At 46.4% G+C, this 20417-nt stretch carries 18 protein-coding genes; 17 read left to right on the top strand and 1 reads right to left on the bottom strand.

Going from position 1 to position 20417, the window contains the following annotated elements; translation table 11 throughout:
- From Q1Q15_RS02050 to Q1Q15_RS01970, 17 genes are all read left to right on the top strand, one after another.
- Nucleotides 1-492, top strand: a complete 492-nt coding sequence (locus Q1Q15_RS02050; RefSeq protein WP_300455952.1) for a hypothetical protein — start codon at nucleotides 1-3, stop codon at nucleotides 490-492.
- Complete coding sequence (locus Q1Q15_RS02045) at nucleotides 489-1895, top strand: hypothetical protein (protein WP_300455949.1); 1407 nt, start codon at nucleotides 489-491, stop codon at nucleotides 1893-1895. Before Q1Q15_RS02050 ends, Q1Q15_RS02045 begins: the two co-directional genes overlap by 4 nt.
- Nucleotides 1896-1924: 29 nt before the next feature.
- Nucleotides 1925-2515 carry a hypothetical protein gene (locus Q1Q15_RS02040; RefSeq protein WP_300455947.1) on the top strand — a complete coding sequence of 197 codons (591 nt, stop codon included), beginning with the start codon at nucleotides 1925-1927 and terminating at the stop codon, nucleotides 2513-2515.
- The gene (locus Q1Q15_RS02035) at nucleotides 2515-6045 is read left to right on the top strand and encodes a hypothetical protein (RefSeq protein WP_300455944.1); all 3531 of its coding nucleotides are present in this window, start codon (nucleotides 2515-2517) and stop codon (nucleotides 6043-6045) included. The genes Q1Q15_RS02040 and Q1Q15_RS02035 overlap by 1 nt, the downstream gene beginning before the upstream one ends.
- On the top strand, nucleotides 6042-8951 hold the full coding sequence (locus tag Q1Q15_RS02030) for a hypothetical protein (protein WP_300455940.1): 2910 nt from the start codon (nucleotides 6042-6044) through the stop codon (nucleotides 8949-8951). Before Q1Q15_RS02035 ends, Q1Q15_RS02030 begins: the two co-directional genes overlap by 4 nt.
- Nucleotides 8952-8954: 3 nt before the next feature.
- Nucleotides 8955-9932, top strand: a complete 978-nt coding sequence (locus tag Q1Q15_RS02025; protein ID WP_300455937.1) for a hypothetical protein — start codon at nucleotides 8955-8957, stop codon at nucleotides 9930-9932.
- A gap of 5 nt (nucleotides 9933-9937) precedes the next feature.
- Nucleotides 9938-10678, top strand: coding sequence for a phage baseplate assembly protein V (locus Q1Q15_RS02020; RefSeq protein ID WP_300455934.1), 741 nt, complete (start codon nucleotides 9938-9940; stop codon nucleotides 10676-10678).
- 21 nt (nucleotides 10679-10699) lie between these two features.
- The gene (locus Q1Q15_RS02015) at nucleotides 10700-11020 is read left to right on the top strand and encodes a hypothetical protein (protein ID WP_300455932.1); all 321 of its coding nucleotides are present in this window, start codon (nucleotides 10700-10702) and stop codon (nucleotides 11018-11020) included.
- A 71-nt stretch (nucleotides 11021-11091) separates the two neighbouring features.
- Entirely contained in the window at nucleotides 11092-11574 is a 483-nt protein-coding gene (locus tag Q1Q15_RS02010) for a hypothetical protein (protein WP_300455929.1), read from the top strand.
- The gene (locus Q1Q15_RS02005; RefSeq protein WP_300455926.1) at nucleotides 11571-13382 is read left to right on the top strand and encodes a baseplate J/gp47 family protein; all 1812 of its coding nucleotides are present in this window, start codon (nucleotides 11571-11573) and stop codon (nucleotides 13380-13382) included. Before Q1Q15_RS02010 ends, Q1Q15_RS02005 begins: the two co-directional genes overlap by 4 nt.
- A gap of 2 nt (nucleotides 13383-13384) precedes the next feature.
- Nucleotides 13385-14746 carry a hypothetical protein gene (locus Q1Q15_RS02000; RefSeq protein WP_300455923.1) on the top strand — a complete coding sequence of 454 codons (1362 nt, stop codon included), beginning with the start codon at nucleotides 13385-13387 and terminating at the stop codon, nucleotides 14744-14746.
- A gap of 54 nt (nucleotides 14747-14800) precedes the next feature.
- Nucleotides 14801-15535 carry a hypothetical protein gene (locus Q1Q15_RS01995; protein WP_300455920.1) on the top strand — a complete coding sequence of 245 codons (735 nt, stop codon included), beginning with the start codon at nucleotides 14801-14803 and terminating at the stop codon, nucleotides 15533-15535.
- A 16-nt stretch (nucleotides 15536-15551) separates the two neighbouring features.
- On the top strand, nucleotides 15552-16064 hold the full coding sequence (locus Q1Q15_RS01990) for a hypothetical protein (protein WP_300455918.1): 513 nt from the start codon (nucleotides 15552-15554) through the stop codon (nucleotides 16062-16064).
- 14 nt (nucleotides 16065-16078) lie between these two features.
- Nucleotides 16079-17800, top strand: coding sequence for a hypothetical protein (locus Q1Q15_RS01985; RefSeq protein ID WP_300455915.1), 1722 nt, complete (start codon nucleotides 16079-16081; stop codon nucleotides 17798-17800).
- 3 nt (nucleotides 17801-17803) lie between these two features.
- Nucleotides 17804-18751 (top strand): hypothetical protein, encoded by a 948-nt coding sequence (locus Q1Q15_RS01980; protein ID WP_300455912.1) that lies wholly within the window; start codon nucleotides 17804-17806, stop codon nucleotides 18749-18751.
- Between the two features lie 14 nt (nucleotides 18752-18765).
- On the top strand, nucleotides 18766-19074 hold the full coding sequence (locus Q1Q15_RS01975; protein ID WP_300455909.1) for a hypothetical protein: 309 nt from the start codon (nucleotides 18766-18768) through the stop codon (nucleotides 19072-19074).
- 4 nt (nucleotides 19075-19078) lie between these two features.
- Nucleotides 19079-19300 (top strand): hypothetical protein, encoded by a 222-nt coding sequence (locus tag Q1Q15_RS01970; RefSeq protein ID WP_300455907.1) that lies wholly within the window; start codon nucleotides 19079-19081, stop codon nucleotides 19298-19300.
- A gap of 47 nt (nucleotides 19301-19347) precedes the next feature.
- On the opposite strand, the gene Q1Q15_RS01965 is transcribed toward Q1Q15_RS01970, so the two are convergent.
- Nucleotides 19348-20157: a 4Fe-4S binding protein gene (locus Q1Q15_RS01965; protein WP_300455904.1), complete on the bottom strand. Its 810-nt coding sequence runs from the start codon at nucleotides 20155-20157 to the stop codon at nucleotides 19348-19350.
- Between the last annotated feature and the right edge of the window lie 260 nt (nucleotides 20158-20417).

Here is a 20417-nt window from a genome sequence, read left to right as displayed (position 1 = left end):
ATGGCTTATTTAAGTGCTGAAGAATTACTGGCCGGCAGTACACTCAGTTATGACATGGAAGTACCGGATGAGATAATTAACCCCGGGCAATTGAAACCTGGCAATGGCCCGGGATTAAAAATAAAGCTAACACCCTTGTCCATGAATGCCGTGCAGCGTATTCTAAAAGCATCCCGGGACAACGACGGATTGATGTCAGCCCTTATGGTGAAAGAGTCAGTGATAGAGCCGGTGTTGAGTTATGAAGAGGTGATGAAATTAAACAGCGGACTGATTCGTTACATCCTGGGTGAAGTTCAACGAATCAGTGGATTAAAGGCCAGTGAAGATGAATTAACCCAGGCAGTTCAGGAACCCATGGCAAAAGCCTGTTTTATTCTGGCCAGAGAATTTGGCTGGTCGCCCCAGCAAATTTCTGATCTCACCCTGGGGCAGGTGTTGATGTATATTGAAATGATCCGTCAAAATCAATCTGAAAGTCAGGACCCATGATACATACCCTCCATAACTTTAATGCCAGACCAAGTGACCTGAAAAATGCCCTTGATGCGGATGTATCAATGCTTTTTAAAGATATTTTTTCCCTTTTAGGACAAAACCCCATTGATAAAAGACAGCAATCGTTGTTAGATGAAGTTAAAAAGCTTGCCCATGGTCTTAAACATACGGTTCTCGATAAAAATGGGCAAAAAATTGCCTCCAAAGGGGATGAAGAGACCCAACTATTTTTATTGAACGTGATCAAAAACGAAATTCATAAAGACCTTCCATCCATAGTTGAACGAATAAAAGGTGACTTAACTGCTGATTCAAAACATATAAAACAACCTCAGAATAATATTCATAAGACCAAAGACACCGATGAAATTGCGTCAAGATCAATCACTGAACTGAAAAATGATGCAGTTATGACGGCGACTCAAGAAAACATAGATGCCAAAAAAAAAGCAGCCACTAAAATTAGAACCCTGTTTAAAAAAGGACTGTCAAACAAAAAAGCGGTTAGCACAACAAACAAGCAACCGACAACGGTCGAAAAACACATCGCCCAAACCACTGCAGAAATAGTAGAGAAAAAAAGGCCGGCAACGAATATGAATCCTGTATACGGGAATGTATTAAAGGGAAAAAGCAAATTAATTGCTGATTCAAATTATATCAAACACCATCAGAACGATATCCATACGCCCAAAGACACGGATGAAATAGCGTCAAGATCAATTAGGGAACACAAAAATGTTGCATCTGGGGATAGGACGACCACTCAAGAAAATATAGACACCAAAAAAATAGCAGACGACAAAGTTAGACTTGTGTTTGAAAAACAATTGTCAAATAAAAAAAAGGGTACCCTAACAAAAAAACAACCGGCGAATATCGGAACCCTCATCTCCCAGGCCAATACTAAGATAGCAGGGAGAGAAAAGCCGGCAAAGAATGACACGATTCGATTCGGCGATATCGTATCAGAGCAGATAAAACACTTTATACGCGAAAAAGAATCCATTCACCAGGTACGAAATAAAAAAACAGGTATTGATCGTAAGGGTATTGAAAACAATCCAGTAGAAACAAAAAAACTGACGGCGCCAGCCAGGGCAACGGCAAAATTTCATCAAAAACTTGATGAAACATTCAACAGATCTGATAAGGGAATAACACCGAAGCAGAATAATCCGCCTGTTATTGAACGAGGCCAAACCATACAAAATCAGACGGATCAAATTCAGGACCAACAAGATCAAACACCCGTGACGACACAAAAGAGCAGTCCCAATACGATTCCGGAAGAATTACAGACTGCCGTGCAGTGGATGGCACAGGAAGAGGTGGAAAATAAACTGGTGGAAGTATTAACCCGACAAGCCAGGCTGCGAGGCGTTGATCTCTCATGAATATTCACCCCATGATAGGTGACTTGGAAGTGCCTGGATTACAGCGTATTGGTGCTGATCAAAACCGACGCATTGTGGATATTCCGGTTCCAGGACTGGAAGGCGGTTTAAGTCAGGACCTTGGGGCTGAGTCGGTCATCATTGTTATAGAGGGATCATTGGCCAAAGATGAGGCAAGAGATGGATTTCTCGAATCCGTCAGAGAGATGTACGATGCTGCTGAACCAGTGGACTTTGTTGCCGATATCGTCACGGCTACAGAAGTGTTTGAGATCCTGATCGAAAGCATTCGTGTTCAGGAAGTCGCCGGCACTGACAGTCCATTTCTATACCAATTAAAACTCAGGCAATATGTTCCCCCACCTGAGCCAACAACCGACAACGGTTTTGGCGAAGGATTCCCCGGCTTAGACGATTTGGGGCCGGATCTGGATTTGGGACTTGATATAGATGCAGGAAATTTGTTTGATATGATGGAAATACCCGATTTGCTGTCTATCCCTGATTTTGGTGATCCCTCACCGCCCCTGGCGACCGCTCTGGATGGTGTTAAAAAAAGCATGGGTGCCTTGGATGCGGCTTCCAGCGCCCTGGAGTCGCTTTTTGGGAGTGGCAGCTAATGGCAAGTTTACCCGAGCAATTGCAAAGCCTGATTTCTTCCAGCGGCATCTTAGCAGATCTCGATGGCCAAATAGGGTCGATAACCAGTGCTGCATCCACGTTGAGCAATCTGATCAACAGTCCCCCCGAAGAGATTGATGACCTTATCAAAGGGTTGTCGAATATTTCTCTGACAAATATCCGTTTGCCGGATAATTTTATCAGCGGATTTTCCGGTATATCCGATGTCATCCCCACAGACTTCAATAGCATCACCGGTGGCCTGGACAGCGTGTTGTCCGGGATAAATAACGTACTGGATGTCAATGTTTTAACTTCCATCCAGGCGTTTATCCAGTGTCTTGAGACGTTGTCAGTATTGATCGAAATGGATTTTAGTCGTTTTCAGTTTACTGCCAGCGGCAGCCCCCCGGCAAGCTTGGCAGAAGCCAGTGAAAGCCCAACAAGTTCAAGCGCTGCAGGTGGGCCTGCGGCAAGTGAACCCCTGGCAACAGGAAATGGCGGGTCAGAAGGTGGGGCCGAAGACTCGGGCAGCCAGGGGTCCGGCACTGCTGAGGCAAATGCCGGCGCATCAGTGGATGCTTCAGCGAGTGGCGCTGTTGTCGCAACAAAAAATATTTCAGCGTTAGTGGGTGCTTTTCCAACGCCTTTTAATGCTGAAAATGCGGTTGGGTTTTTCCGAGACGTTTTAAAAGGGATACCCCGTGATAATGTCAACATGTCCCACGTCCCGGTTTATGACGACGTATTTCTATTATTAAATACAGGCGTTGGATTTTCTGAAATGGATTCGTCCGGAATACAGACCCATATTCAGAACACACTCACCTCATTGACAACTGCCCTGGATCGGGACGGATTAAAACCCGTGCATGACCTATCAAAACAGGTCAATGATATCCTGGTAAAAATAGACTTTAATGAATTAGGGACTCAAAGCATACAAGTGGCCAGTGCAATGGAAGAGATTGCCACTGGGCTGGAAGCAAATGATATCACGGGCATGGATGACCAATTACGTGTTGTTGATACGTCTCTGGATATATTATTACCGCTGTTGGATAGTCTCCGTGACACGGTACTAGAAAATGAACTGGTCCAGTTGAATCAGTCCCTGTCAAAATTAAGCAGCGGGTTGAATCAGTCCATGCTGCAATTGCAAAGATTATTGAAACCACCTGCTACAGCTGATTTTTTCGTCATCATTGATGATCTCATTCAACAGGGAATCCATCAATCCGGTATTCAAGAGTTAACCAAAGCGGCAGAGAACCTGTTTAAACAGATGACCGATATGCTTGCATTGCTGAACACTTCGGTGGTGAAGGATGCGTTAAGCGCTGTGACAAATAGCCTGGGTGATGCGCTGGATACCTTTGACAGCGCCATGTTGCAAGTCACCAGCACTGTGTCGGCAGTTTTCGATGACGTCCAAAATGCGCTGGACCTCATTGACACGGTTACTTTTCAAGAGAGTGTAGAGAACGCGCTGCAGGAAATACACGACACGATCAAGTCCGTTATCGATCAATTGTTTACCCCCATACGAACTGCCGTAACCTCTGCTGTTGATTTGATAGAATCCGCCGTTGACAGCTTTCATCCTGAACAAATAAAAGCAACGATACAGGATATGATTGATCAGATGACCGCTATATTTTCATCCCAGGAAGTAATGGATGCGATTCATCTGATTAAATCCACTATTGAGACAATAACTGAGCAACTACAGGCCGCATCATTTACCCCTGTTGTGGATGGTGTTGTGACGGGTATTGATGGTGTCAAAGACGTCTTCCAACTGGTTCCATCATCGTTGTTGAGCGATGATTTAAAACAGCAGATCCAGACGGCCATTAACGCGTTGCCACAGGACCTTGAACAACCGATCCATACGCTGACATCAGAGTTGGACAACCTCATAGAAGAGGGTCCCAAAGCGCTCCTCTTACAACTTCAGGAACCCGTAAAATCATTAGCTGCGCAGCTTAACGAAATTTCTCCGGATAAACTCATCGGGAATGATTTGTTCAAGGAATACGACAATCTACTCAAAGATCTGGCAGACTTTACACCCAGCACGGTGCTAACCCCCATCCAGACTGCCCTCACCCATTTAAAAGAAGAAATTTCCAGGCAAATTGATCTTGTTACTTTGCTAAAACCAGTGGAAGATTTGTACGATGGCATGGCGCAGCAATTAACCCAATTGGATCCCAGCGCCATTGTTGAGCCGATAAACAACAAGATAAATGAAATGACCACCAGTTTTCTTGACATATTACCCGAAGAATCAGTGTTTGAAATATTGGAAAAAATCGTTTCAGGTCTGGAAAGCGCCCGGGCGATTGTGACTGAAATAAAAAGTCTGGTGGACACATTGACAGGCATGGTAACTGAATTGGCAAATCCGGAAGCCCAGTTAACCCAATGGTTACAACCGGTGCTGGACCAGGTTGACAACCTGCCGGAAATACCCGGCATTGACATCACACTGAATCAGATGTCACAAAATGTCGACACCCTAAAAAAAACGGGGATTATGTCTCAAATCAGTCAAGCCGTCACACCGTTGCAAACGGCTCTGGATACGCTGGACCCACAAACCATACACCCTCGTTTGTTAGCCGCTTATGGGCGGTTGAATCCATCTGCAATTGACGTCTTGCCCCCAGGCCCGCAAAAGACGGCCTTGTTATCCATACGGGGTCGGTTTAATCCGGTTTCTCCACCCGTGAATCTGGTATTTGGCAAGCTTCGGGAAACCCAAACCGGTTTACAGACCACACTCAGCAACACAGAGAATCTGCTGGCCGATTGGGAGGATCGTTTTTTTGGGACCGACTCCTCCTTTAGGGCCCTGCAATTGGATAATCCAACGTCACAAACGGTTAAAGATATGATGAAGCAAAGCATCCAGGACCATACCATTAAACCGATAAGCAACTTATTTTCCAGCATCACAACCGCGTTCAGCGCATTTGACGGTCCGGTTAATCGATTACAGGGGTTTGTTGATGCCATGGACGATCTGTTTTCAGATATCGTGGAAGGGCCGGGATCATTGGGAGAGATTCAGACCATACTGGCGGGCATGGTAGACCGTATCAGGAATTTAAACCTGGATTTTCTTGAGCAGGAACTCAAGGATGTTTTTACTGCTGTCAAACAAAAATTTAATGATATCAATCCCAAACCCTTGCGGGAATCCTTGCAGACGTTACTGGACAATACCCTGGCGTTAATTGATGTCGAGCAAGTATTGCCACACGCTGAAGTACAAGCAATTGATCATACCTATGCTGAGACACTATTAAAACTTGGGGCGTTAAATCCGGACACGCTCATTTCTGAAGTTGTTCAGCCCGCGTTTGATGAGAAAATCGAACCCATATTAACGCTTTTCGATTTAACCGATCCCATCGCGGTATTGTTGGAAAGAATGGATGGTCTGGCCGAAGAGTTGGATATTGAGCTGAATAAAGTCGATACCGCTTATCAAGGCATGATGCAGGCGGTGCCGATATGAGTTTATCTGCCGTTTTAGCAAAACCCGATGCCTTTGAAGCAACGACAGATACTGTCGGTGAACATGAAATCCAGTTCATTGCAGATCTGACCCGGGTCTTTATTCAAAACCCTCGGCTGGGCCGGAAAATTGGAGAAAAAATATTGCCGGTTATGGTTTCTAAGCTGCGGGGATTTCTTGTCCTTCGGGAAGAAAACGCGCGATTGGCTTTTGGCAAAGCCCGCAACTTATTTTCACCCATGGAAACAACCATCAGCACCCTGATAAATGGGTTGGATACCGATATCTTTGACACCATTCCAAAAATTATCGATATCATACAATCAATATTAGACGGTCTGACGCTGGAGAAGATAAAAATATTTGTCGCTGATGTATGGGATCTGGCAGTCGATGACCTGGACGTCTCCGGGAATACCATACACACCCTGATCCGTGACATGTTTGACACCGTAGTAATGGTATTACGTCAAGACTACAAGAATGGCGCCCGGGATGCCCAAGCCATTGCCCTGCTGGATTTCAGTTATCGTGTGGATCGCCTGCGCGGTTTTGTAATGGATGAAATGAAACTTCCCGGTATTGAAAAACAATTGCTGATCAATGCGGTTGAGCATATCTGGAAAAGTAATTCCATTGATGAAACAATAACAACTATCAAAACATTTTTTGATGCCGGTGAGGAAATTGTAGAACCGCTTGCCAATATTGCCCAATGCATTGTTCAACAATTGCAGGCGGCAGCCGGAACACATTCTGGCGATAGTGGTTCCAGCAGAAATGAAAGCCCTGGCTGGTATGCCGCAAGGACCCCGGACGAAAGCATGCTATTCCGTGAAACTGCTGCCGGAACCAGTGGCGCCGGTGGCAATGAAGTGACCGCCTGGTACGCCTCCTGGGTTGCGGGCAAAAATGTGTCCTATTGTGACAACACCGCAGAAGCGGTGAATATTTATGAAAACCCGGAATTGCGAGGGTTCACCTATAAACATGTATCCCGTGAAACCATGGAAGCCTTGGCCTTTCATACGGCCTGGATCACCCCGGCACTTGAATGTATTCCCCATCTTGTTTCAATTGAAAAAGGGGATGTGGCCAGTAATGCGGCTAATATCATGTGGAATTTTATGGAAGCCGTTATCAATGGCGCCGGAAAAATTGATTTTCCCCGTTGGTCACAATGGTTGGGCCTGCCGGTGATTACCACCCTGGGTGGCTTTGAAAGTCATGAAGGACGGTGGTCCTGGGGCAATGATCCCTATGTGATCATCAATATGCTGGGTGACTATGGAGAAGTCTATACCTATCGACGGTATAGCTGGACCCTGCGTGAAACCATTTTGTCTTTGGTGACCCTGTTGAATAATGACCCGGAACAGGCAGCGCAATGGCGTTCCTCGGCCACAGACTTAAGTGAGGAAGAAAAAGAAACAGCATGGCATAACCGGAATAACAATTGTTTTGCCGGTACCTGTTATTTTTTTGGTGAACTCATGAGCATGATGCTTCCCGGCATCCTCTCCCACACAGACAAGAAAAATTACGGGTTTGTCGGCGGTGGTCCGGCAAAACAATTCTGGTATACGTTTCTCGGTGGCGGCGCCATCACCTGGGTCAGTGAATATTTGTTTGGCGGCATTGCATCACGACTGCTTGCCGGCGAATGGTTCAGTCATAATGTGCGCTTCGGCATGCTGCCTTTCCGTGAACGATGCATTAAAGGGCTGTTTTTTTCCGACCTATGGGGGGCCTCTGAAGTCACTACGTCAATCTTTCCAGGGTTGCTGGGGCTGTTTGGCCGGCCCATAGATAATTATCTGATGTTGTATTTCTTTACCAATGGCAATACAAATGACGGCACTTACTGCCTGGATGATACCGGGGTGGAAAGAACCTACATGGGATTTCCCGCCCTGGAACATTCAACCTATAAATTGCCCTGGACCCGTGGCCGTGACATGCAGTGTGTACAAAATCCCATGGGAATCTGGAGTCATTTTCCAGAAGGCAAACAAACTTACGCCTATGACTTTTCCCACAAAGAGGGGGAGCCGGTCTTGTGTTCCCGCAGCGGTATCGTCAGAAGATCCAGGGACACCATTGCGGATCATGATACCAGTGACTGGAACTATATTGAGATTGTCCATGTTATGGAAATAGCGCCGGGTGAGGCTGTACCGGATAACCTGATACAATACCCCCAGGTTTATTCTCCCTACACCGGGAGACGTAACTATGCAGACCCTGCACCATCATCGGGCACATTGCAGAAATATCCATTTACAGACACAGACATTCCGCTGGATGTGGTTTTCCCGGCACTGCCGGATGGGTCGACTCCGATACCCAGGGAAAGTGCGGCCCGACCTTCCGGGACATCGTTTGCATTTATTGACAAACATCAGGACAGGGCCATGGCCGGCAAGACATTTGACGACAGTCCCAACCTGGTTTTTGCCCCGGATATCACAGCAGCCAATCATGGTACAGCCACCTCTTATCCGGTAGGTACCACCTTTTTACCACCTGCAGACACTGTCTACAACACTACCGGTGGGGTCTATATCGCGGCTAAGGGCTATGAAGCGTTGACAGCGACCTGCTGCTCTTATGGTCATGGTATGCAGGGATTTATCCAGCGTGTATTTTCATCGCGGTTATCACGGCCGAATAAAACAAGTCCCTGGACGGATGCGGATATCTCCTGGGAATTTATCACCCAGGGTGAGCAGGTCATGGAAGCCGGTGATACCGGTATCAGTGCATACAATCATCTGCATACCCATGTGACCGGATTATTTGCTGATGTGTATGAGGCCAATAATTTGCTCACGATTCCCTTTTTATATGAAGGACATGGTGTTTTAAAAGCAATGGATTATTATACCTCGGACAATGAAGCATAGGTTATGGCAAACAAATTAAAACCATACGCACAACTCACCATTGACGGCATGACCGTCAGTGTCAGTCCTTTGCGTGCCATAAGGGTCAGTCGTCGATTATCGGGTCGTACCGATGAGTTACGGTTTGCCATGGCCTTGAATGCCGGGTTGGATATTGGCAATGATGCGTCAGTTTCACTGGATATGGGGTGGGGTGATAGGGGTGCAACAGTGTTTACCGGTGCCATTCAGTCCCTTGAATACACCTTAAATGAGGTGCAGGGTGTCGCCCATGGGTCGCAAAAAGCGCTGGTACAAACCAGAATTGATGAAACCTTTATTGATCAAACAGCAGGAGATGTTGTTAAAGCCCTGGCCGATCGAGCTGGCATTGATACCGGAACCATTGATGCCGGCATCCAGCTTTCAAAATATTTAGCAGATGGCAGTGTTTCATTATTTGAACACTTACACACGCTGGCAAGAATATGCGGGGTTGATGTGTTTACCGATGAAAAGGGAAAGATCAATTTTACAAAACGAGAAGCGTTCACAGCAGATTACACGTATCAGTACGGCATCAATTTGATGGATGCAAGAATAACGCAAACCAGACCGGCCATTTCATCGATCCAGATCATCCCTGAGTCACCCACAAGCCAGGAAGGTACTGACGCCGGCACCTGGTTTGTTAAGTCTTCCCGGGATCTTGCTGCCACGGCTGGAGAAGGAAATGCGCGCCGTTTTTCCAGTGCCTTATGTACCACTAAAGAAGCAGCGGAAACCGCAGCCAAATCCTATCAACGGGATATTGAGCGGCGGGGGATTAAAGGAAAAATCATGGTCATGGGACAACCTGACGCAAACCCCGGCCAGGTTGTTGAGTTAAAAGACATGCCGGATGGTCATACCAACGGATATTATGAAATCAGCGGGGTTGATCATGCCCTGGACGGTATTCGGGGGTTTCGAAGTACAATTCATTTATGGGGGCAAGCATAATGTCTATGCCGGCATACACAGGTCAGGATCTTTACGGCATCATACAGGCGATTGTCAAAGAAGCGCTCTCCAGTTTGCACATAACAGAGCTGGGTGAGGTAACCGAGGTATTTTCCCATGAATCAGATGCGGATAAAAACAACTACCAGGTCAGTGTCATACTGCGAGATTCAGGGATTTCACTCCCCCGGGTGAGCGTTGCCACCCAGCGGATTGGTTCAGTGGCACTTCCCAGAATAGGGGATCTTGTCATTGTTCAATTTATAGGCGGAGATCTTCACCATCCGGTGATTACGGGTAGCGTGTATAACGATGTGGACAGACCGCCAGTGGCAAAACCCAACGAGTGGCATTTTGAAACCCGGGATTCGGAAGAGACGGATATCCGTCGATTTTCAGCGGTGTTTCCCAATAATAATTCAATTACAATTGTTGACGATGAAGCGACGATTGTCATTGGTGATTCAACATTAATGATGAAAAACGATGGAACCCTTGAATTAACCGGCAAAAAAGACATTCGCCTCAAGGCGGACGGAAATATTTCCATTGAAGCCGGCGGTGATCTCATACTGGAGTCCGGCGGAAATGCACAAATAAAAGCCGGGGCAGATCTGCTGGCTGAAGGCAGTATGAATGGAACATTGAAAGCCGGGGCTTCGGTCAAGGTTGAAGGCGGCGCAGACGGAACCTTAAAAGGTGCAATGGTTACCATTGCTGGAATGACGAGTTTTAGCGCCAGTTAAGGAAATGGAAAAATGCCTGGAATGCCGGTTACAATTGGTTGTGCACTCCTGCTATCCCCGGGAATGGCCGGCGCACCGGACATGGGTGTAATCATCGCCGTTACCCAGGTCACTGCAACTGCCGGGGGAATGCCCTTGGCGGTGCAAGGGTCCAGCTGCCAATTTATACACTCGGTAACGGGCGTGCCCTATGTTTTACCGATTGGTGCCCCCTTGGCAAAGGGAATAACAATTGATAATTTACCGGTGATCAGAATGGGAGATTTTTGTCCCACCGGGCCAGGGATTGTGCAGGTGATAGGGCCGCCGGCAGCACCCTATTTGAATGACATGTCCGGTTGATACCACCCGTTAAAACAGGAGGGGCAACCCGGGGTTTTTCAACAATCAGCAACACGATATTCAGGTAAGGTATGGATACTAATTTATCAAAAGACGTAATCAAAAAATTCGGTACCGACTTAAGGGCTGTTTACCGCATTAAAGATGGCCGGTATGAAGATGTCGATTTTGATACTGCACAGGTTACAAGACGGGGAAAAAAAGAGAGAGATCTGGCCTTGGCTTTAGGTGTTGACAACATAACCCAGGCCATTATTCATCGTTTAAAAACCGGTTATGGAGAAATGACGTCACTTGGGCATCCCGATTATGGGTCCCGGCACAATGAACTGATTGGTGAGCCAAACACGGAACATAATCGCCGCCTGGTTAAATTGTATATATTACAAGCGCTGGCAAAAGAACCGCGCATCGAAAAAATATTAAGGGCTGACATTCGGTATGATCGTCGCCTGGATCCATCCCGGGTGGATATTGCCCTGGACATTAAACTGGGAATGATCAACCAGGTCATTAATTTTGTTCTGCCGTTTTATTTCGAGGTACAAACATGAATTATATTGCAGAGCCGTATGTTGCACTGGTTGATCAGCTTCTCACCGGCTTGACCGGTGGAGAAACCCGGGAGGTGCATCAATTTTTTCCCAAAACACCCGGTTACAGTCTGTCCCGGTCGTTTAGTGAGGTAAAGGTCAACACCATTAAAGTTTTGGGACAATCGTCTGAAGCTTTTCTCGTTTTTATACCGGGGCGAGACTGGCAGTTTACAACAAAAGGCAAGATAAAATTTCTCACGGATACGGAAGATGCATTATTGCCTGGGGCAAACGCTATCTGGCCGGACGAAGGGTCGGAATTTTTTGTCAGTTATTATCATCATGAGAGCGACAACGCCTTACTCACAGATAGAAATGTTGGCAGCCTGACGCGCACCCTTGCCGAAGCCTTCAGCCGGGAATTAGCGGTTCTTGAAAAACAATTGGAAATGGTATATCAATCCGGATTTATCGATACCGCAAACGGCACTGCCCTGGATCAGGTTGTCGCCCTGCTGGGGTTAACGCGCAAAGGCGGCGATTATGCCGGCGGCACAGTCAGATTATACCGTGAATCAGCCGCCCCGGGAGATATTTATATTCCGGCGGATACAAAATTATCAACAAACCTGAATCCTCCGGTCAGTTTTGTTACAACCAGTGACCGTACCTTGCGGAAAGGACAGCTCTCGGTGGAAGCCACGGTAAGATCAGAGGTTGCAGGTGCCACGGGTGTTGTGGCAGCCAGCGCCATTAATATCATCAATAAAGCCATTCATGGCATCACCGCTGTAACGAATGATGCGCCCACTTTATTCAGTGGTGAAAAAGAATCAGATCAAGAATTACGGTTGCGGGCAAAAAGTGTGATGGAACGAGCCGGCCGGGCAACCAAAGGCGCTATTGTTAATGCCATCACTTCCGGGGCCGGGTTAAAAGAGAATGACATAAAGCTGGTTGAAGACTTTCAGGGTCATCCAGGGTTAGTGAAACTCTTTATTGCTCGAGAGCCCGACGCAGCGTTAGCTGCTAATGTTGATAACGCATTGCTGGCAAGCCGCCCCGCAGGGGTTCGCTTTGAGCATAATCTGCAAAATACGATTTCAATTGATAACCGTGTGGCCGTGTCTGATGAAGACTTAAGAGAAGAAAGCGCGTTTGAGGTTAGCATGAGTTCTTCCATGGCCGGTGATGATTTCAGGCTGCCGATCAACTGTAATATCCTGATTTATCCGGAAAACACCCGTTTAACCGCGGATGAAAAGACCCGTTTAAAAAATTCAATTGTTACTGCAGTCTTTGACCATGTAGATAGCACACCGATTGGGGGTGCCATTATTTTCAATCAATTAATTGTCACTATTATGGCCCAGGGCGGCATACGGGATATTGTGCTGGACCTTTATCCATCAGAGGATGTCACCCAGAAGGGTAGAAGAAACCTGATCGTTCCGGATGGACAACGGGCAGTATTTCTGGACAAGCAAACGGATATTCAAGTGCTGTTTGTTGGTGCGCCAGTGTATTTTGATTTTCGATTTTCCCTGGGCTTAAAAGTGGCAAACACACTGGCTGCAGCGGAACTGGAGATAAAACAAAAACTGGTAAGCTATTTTTCAACCGCTCCCGCCACCATTGATTCATCCGGTATACAGGCACAATTGCAGCCCAGCGACGTGTTTACTCTGACCGAAGCGGATCAGCACTGGACCGTGGAATATGAGCAGGCCGGCCTGATGATCAAAGAATTGGATGAAACCATGATGTTATCTCCGGAAGAACAGGCTGTGTTGAGAAAAATAACAACAGAAGAAAAGAAAACCTGATTATGGGCAGAGACGTAAGTATTCTCAAGCATTTCCCCGCGTTTATGCGGACGGACCATACCGGAAAGGTAATGGGCGAGATCAGTGCTGTTCTCGGAGGGAATCTGGATGAATGTGAGCGCAGGATGGCGGATATTTTACGGTCCCATCGGTTGTTCCTGGCACGACACGCGGCGGATTTGCACCGTCTGTCGGCTCTGTTGGGATTGACGTCCGCTGATTTTGCAATCGTACAGAATTTTTATCTATCACACGTGTTTGGTCCCCGGGATCACACCGGTTACAAAGCGTATCTATCTGTTCTCCGGACCTTAGTTCAGCGAACCGTCAAGGTGTTTGCCGACGGGTGCGGTACCATTTGGTCTTTATTGGAAGGGACATGTATTTTGCTTGCCGCAGAAACACTTTTTACCGAAGAGAATACGCCTGCATTAGAACATCCTGATGATGATATCTGGATAGATGACACCTATCGGGGCGGATTTATACACCGCCTGGCTGTAAAGTATAAAACCATGGCAGATGAAACCCTGGTTGATCGATCAGGGTATCTTTATCTGGTGGAAAATCCGGTTATGGAAAAATCCAGTGCGATCAAAGACCGGCGCCAGAGGGAACGGTTTCCCATCACGAAAAACGGATTTTTTGATACCCGGATCGCCATCAAAATTGTTGGTATACAAAACCGAACCGTTTTTCCTCAAATCATTAACCTCACCACCCACCAGGGAATCGGCTTTAACGGAACAATAATGGAAGGCCAAACCTTATTGTTTACCCGGGAGGGAAAGGCATACTTAAACGGATTAGATGTTACGGACCGGTGTTACACGTTTGAAGGCGCCTTATTTGATGAAGAAAAAGTGGTGGTCACACCGGATGATCTGTTTGTGGTTGTGGCGCCGGAAGGGGCACTGCACCGTAAATTTCCCAGACCGGTCATCCTGCCGTTAATTGAACTTAAAATGCCCCGGATACCATTGGGTGATAGTACCTGGCAATTTTCAGTGAAAGAGGGCGTATTTGATGGGGATGCATTTAACCGATGTGTTTTTTCCCTTCCCACAGATGTGGTTGAACTGAATGCGTTGCCTGCTTCCGGCAAGGTAGAACTCTTATGGGAGGAGCACGAATTATATGCTGTAACCATTTTAATACCGGATGATTTGACGGCATTGGATGAATATCTGGAGTCTGTTGATTTAACCGCCTGGATCCGTGCGGGTCTGGAGCGCTTTAGAGGGGCAGGGATTCGAGTAAATGTGGCCTATTATTCCGATGACTGGATCATCAACCATAGTGTTTTACGAGAAACCACTGCGCTGACAGGAAAAGGAATATTTTTTGATGGCACGGTTTTGTGAATAAAGGGGTGAACAAGCCAACCACCCGACAAACAGTATAACAAGGAGTAAAAAATGGCAATCACACATCCGCCACTAATCACTGCAACACCCGGTGATCCGATCACTTCTGAAGCATGGAATAATGTCATTGTTTCAATTAAAAAATTATATGAGGCATACAATCAATCCGCGAGTCAATTGACCATTGCGGTGATAGATGATGGGGATAATCATGTCATAAAGAATGCACAGATAACCCTCACATCAGAAAAAAACCCCCCTGTTATCGCGACCTATGCCGGAGCTGATATTAAAAAATACATTGTTAGGGATATCTCCCACGGCAACTATAAATTGTTTGTTGAAGCTGACGGCTATGCCGGTGAAACAAGAGAACTAGTTGTGCCGGAAGGTAACGCACCCGTCGTTACCAAGATTGAAATGACGAAAACCCTACAGCAAAAGTCAGTTGCCAATTATTTTGGGCTTAGCCTGGTTGCTGCCAATAGTGCAATAAAAGAGGCGGGATTTTTGTTGAATAGAATTATCGATAGTCACGGCAAAGAATTGACTCAAGCAGATATAAAAGAATCAGGCGCTGACGTCAAAGTTTTAAATCAGGTTCCTGAAGCAGGTCTTAACCATACCGTCGGTGGACCTGTCGCACTTCTGGTGTCAGCTAAAGCAGCCGTGGAACAGCGGGAAAAAGTGCCGGACCTTAAGGGTCTGAGTCTCAATGAGGCCAGGGTTGCCCTGGAAAATTTGGGTTTGGTGTTGGGTGAAACAAAGACAATTTCATCAAAATAAAATGAGGTAAATTAAAATGGCACTGACAACAAATAATAATTTGTCCCGTCAATCATTGCTGGCGACAAATGTTGATTCCAGAACATTGAAAATGGCCCTGCGGGATACATCTGAGCTGCAGAAAAAAATCGATCTATCCAAGTATGTTGACGCGGAAAAAATCAATCCAACCCGTTTGGTTGTTGTGGATCAATTTCCCAGGGCTGGCGAACAAGTTCCTTTGGGGACACCTGTTATTCTTACGTTTATGTCAAAAGATTCAATTCCTGTGGGAGATATAGCAGCGTTGAGTGATGCCATAAAAGGAAAATATAAAACCGCTGATGTAAAAGTGATCACGGATGATATTCAGTCAGACGTGGAGATGAAAAAGGTGTTAGCAGAAAACAAAGCGTATACGGACATGAGTGCAACACAAAAAGATACCGTAAAAAAATATGCAGTGGAAAAAGAAATCGTTGCATCAAATGCCACGGATGAAACACTGGCAGCCGTCCATAAAGATTTGACATTTATCTATAACATTTAAGCAATGGTGAGACCGTGGTAGATACCCGTCACGATTTAGACATCTCCGTTACAGCGACCGAATACAGCGCCGTAAGCTGGCAGACACATTGGGGGTGGGAAAATTATATTAATTATAATTTGGATGCTCAGTCAGGGAATACCACCCAGTTAATTGAACACCACATCCCCAGAAATGCAAGGGTTCGTATTGTTAACGGTTCTTTGATCGGCTCTGCCCACGACGGTAATTTGAGACATTTTTCAGGTACATCAGTCTCTGCAAGTGCCATAGAATATGAAACCCCGGCTGCCGGAGGTGAGGCCGTTGTTACGTCAGCAGGCGAATCATCAAAAGCGTTTATACTGGATTTTGGCGGCATCCGAAAGGTTAAAGCTCTTGCGGTGGCAGAGGTAGACGGAAAACTGCCACCCATTGTCATGGTGCTGCCCTGGATGGGCATTGAATTTGGGAGCAAGCCCCTTTTCCCTTATAACGAAAAACTAACCTTAGCCGACCCGGGTGTCGATAACGTCAGTTTTACAGCGGTAGAAACCGCTAAATTGTTTATACAGTTTGAAAACCCGGTAATAAATCCACCCGGCGAAGAAATGGATAGAACCGATGAGGTGCTGGACAAACTGTTTATTATCAGCAGTACACTGCCGTTAAATACGCGCGTAGCCGTTGGTAACAGGCCCCCTTTCCATACCTATGCCGGTGAATTAAAGGAAGAGACACCCCTTCCGGAATTTTCCGACGAACTCAATGCGTATCTTGACGAGATCAGGGCAGCAGGGGCAGAAGATGTTGAAAACTTCCCGTTAATGATAACAATGGATGCCCCCGGGAAAATTGCGCTGGGTGATTTTCAGCTTGTTTACGACCGGGAAGGAAAAGCGAAATGGGGGGATTCCCATCGCCAATCCATCAGCTTTGATCGGCAGGGGGTACAACATCTACCCCTCAAATTTCCGGCTAGCACTCCAAATAGCTGGCAAATACACCGTATCAGTCTTGATGTGATCCCTGAATTTCCTGACTGGCGGTCATTTCCAAGAAACACCCTGGATGTGCCGGATAAGATATCCGCCAGTGTGTGTTCAGATCTAAATATCGCACAATGTCTTTCCATAACCGAAACAACGGAGCTGTACGGGCTTGGATTATTTGTTTCAGCCAATAAGGAAAAAAGTGCCATCCTAATTGAGATACAAACCGACAAACAAGGACAACCGGATAATATACCGATTGTTGAAGAAAGTGTCACCTTTGCTGCCAATGATGACGCCGGCTGGGTGGATGTGATGTTTTCAAAACCCCTGTCGGTTGTGGCAGGTAAAAATCTCTGGTTTGTGATCAAATCAAAAAAGGGCCGACTATCCGTGGTTCTTGATAGCGATTCAACGGAAAAAGCGGTTTTGTTTAATCGAAATAGTGCCGGGTATAAGAAATTTCCTTACAACAGCGGTAATCTGGCAATTTCATTCCGGCAATACAGGAAACCCGCAGTAGGAGAAAATGCCCGGGTGGTCTCTTTAACCATCGCGGGAACAACAGTGGACGCTGATCTCCCGGAAGAGATGAATACACTCACATTTTCCTATCTTGATGCTGAAACCGGTGTGAGTAAGGGACCTGTTGTCGCACCGGAAAACAATAGTGTCGGACTGGACTTACAAATTACCGCCCACGCGTCGGGCAGCATCACATTTCAAAATGTTATCGCCCGTTACCAGCAGGAAATGGCTTACTGAACAATGGATAACACAATGAACGAACAGGCAAAACTACTTTTTTATGATGGCCAGCGAGTACGGCAAGAAGACCTGGAATTTTTGCAGGAAAATCTATTGCAAAACCAACACTATTTGCGCACTGTTTTAGGTAAAACTGGCGTGAGTTGGGGGTTTCGTGTCAGTGCCGGTGACCATAAAACCATCCGGGTTGGAAAAGGGTTGGCGTTTGATCAATTTTCAAGGCCTGTCATTCATCCAGCGGCCACAACCATACCCATCTCATTGGCAGATGATGCGTTGTTTCTTTCCGTTAAATATGTCCCAACCGTTACACAAGAAAATAACGGACAACCCATGAGGATTGAAAATGGGTATCAATTTGTTTTGTATGATGACACCGAGACAGAAATACCCCATGAAATTGCCGTGGCCCAAATCCGACCAAGAGAAGGCGGTTATGATATTATTCAAAAAGGAGAATGGTATATACCGCCAATTCATGCGGCCCACAGTGGTCGGTTCTTTGAAGATATTGAGGGCCGATGGCGTTACGATGGCGATCCTGTTGTTTCGGCAATTACCCCTGATTTTGATTCCGGCTGGCTATCGCTGGAAGCAGCCAGTGACGTCAATATTCCCCACGGCCTGGGTTCAGATGCTTTGTTGGTGCAGCTGCAAAACAGATTGCCCGGCGGCATGATTTCCAACAAAGGAAACGGCATTGATTTTTACTATGAATTACATGACAAAAGCATCATCCGATTGTTTAATACTATGGATAACCCCTTGACAATTGGTGCAAAACTCTGGCGGTTGGACGCCCAGACAAATCCGATATTGGCCCCGGTGGCGGATGCCGGTATGGATATAAACACAGAATATGGTAAAAGTTTTAACCTGGATGGATCAGATTCCATGGCGTTCCAAGGACGGAGTGTCGTGCGGTATCGGTGGTCTTTATTTGATTAACGGGAGACATAAACATGGCAGATTTTAAACCTGGAGAAATAATAACAACAGAAGTCGCAACCATTGAGGTTACCCAAAACCCGGAGAAACCAACGTTGTCACCCGGGCGACATTCATTTCAATTGGTCGTGGAAGATGATTCAGGGAATGTCAGTTTACCTGATGTGGTTGAAGTCATTGTAAGGGATACCATATTGCCCACTGCTGTAATGGATGCTCCCAAGACAGTCCAACCCGGCCAGAGTTTTTTTCTGAACGGCAAACGCTCCAGCGATGTCGCACCCGGCCGTGTCGTCAAATATGAATGGACCCTGTTGGAGTAACCCGTTGATACTTGAGTATAACAAACCCTTTGAAACAAGGACGTCAACTCTCCGGATCGATGGATTAAAAGCAGGTGTCTATCAATTTCAATTGCGTGTCATCAATGATGCAGGGAAAGTGAGCAAGCCGGATATTGCCCGTGTTCAAGTTCAATCCGGCATTCGAGATCCATTGCCGGGGGTGACACCTGTTGACCGGGAAAAGAGATCAGCTTTCACCGAGTGAGGATACTTTTTCAGATCGGTCTCTTCCGTTTTGCTTTGCTCCATTCTTTAGTTTTCTGCCAGAAAGATCTGGGGTTCTTTGCGCCGGGCACACGTTTCAAAAAGCCATTTTGCTTTATCCTTGATGGGACCGTCTTTCAGGATTCTGGCCTGCTGGGGACAGGCTTTAATACAGGCACAGCAATAGATACACAGGTCCTCAAGGGTTGAATAGGTGCGGGTTTCATCAATGGCATTTTCAGGGCATGCAGTGACACAGATGCCACAATTGTCACAGTCATCCGTGATCTCAATGAACGAAAAAGGGCCCATGGACATGCCGTCTTTGTAGGGAAAATTACCCGGGACATCAACACAAGAAAAATCTGTGAGTGTTTGAACATGGTCCAGTAACCGGGCAATCTGTTTTCCAAACGAAAAGGCTTTTTCAAGGTCATCTTCATCCGGCCTGTTGGCGGCGATCAAAAATTCATTGTTGGAAAAAGAATGCTCTCCAATAAACGCGCCGGCAGCCAATGGGGAAAACCCATCCGCCACGGCAATGTCTTTTAATTCCAAGAGGGCGTCTTCAAACTCCCGGTTGCCGTATAACACGACCAGGACTGCCAAAGAACCGGATGCCCGAACGGTTTTAAAATACTCGGCAGCATCTTTCGGCAGTCGCCCCCCATAGACAGGGGCCCCCATGAGGACCAGATCATTTCCAAACTCGGGTGCCGGCTGGGTTCGCATTTCCGGTTTTGTAATATCAATGACAGCCAATGCTTCTTTGCCCATTCCCCGTGCAATTTCTTCGAGAATGATCCGGGTGGTTGACGTGGGACTGAAATAAAGCAGGGTTGTCTTTTCTATATTCATCAGGAAGCTCCTGTAATACATATCAGATCTGTGGGATCTGACGGTAAGGGGTTCGTATGGTATTGTCTTCCTTTTCGGGAAAAGCCATATTAAATAACTCAACTTTTGGACTTTAGTTTAATCGACGGGGTCAGGCTTTTTTTATTGTGCTTTTTATCACTATTTCATAACCAGACGGGTAAAAAGTGCCATAAAGAAAGCCTGACCCCATGTAAAAATGGCCAACTCCGAAAGTTGAGTAAATAATTTTAAATCTTCAT

The organism is Desulfobacula sp. (genome assembly GCF_030145145.1).
GTDB lineage: Bacteria > Desulfobacterota > Desulfobacteria > Desulfobacterales > Desulfobacteraceae > Desulfobacula.
Note: the sequence above shows the minus strand (reverse complement) of the source record. Positions and strands in the feature narration are given on the sequence as shown.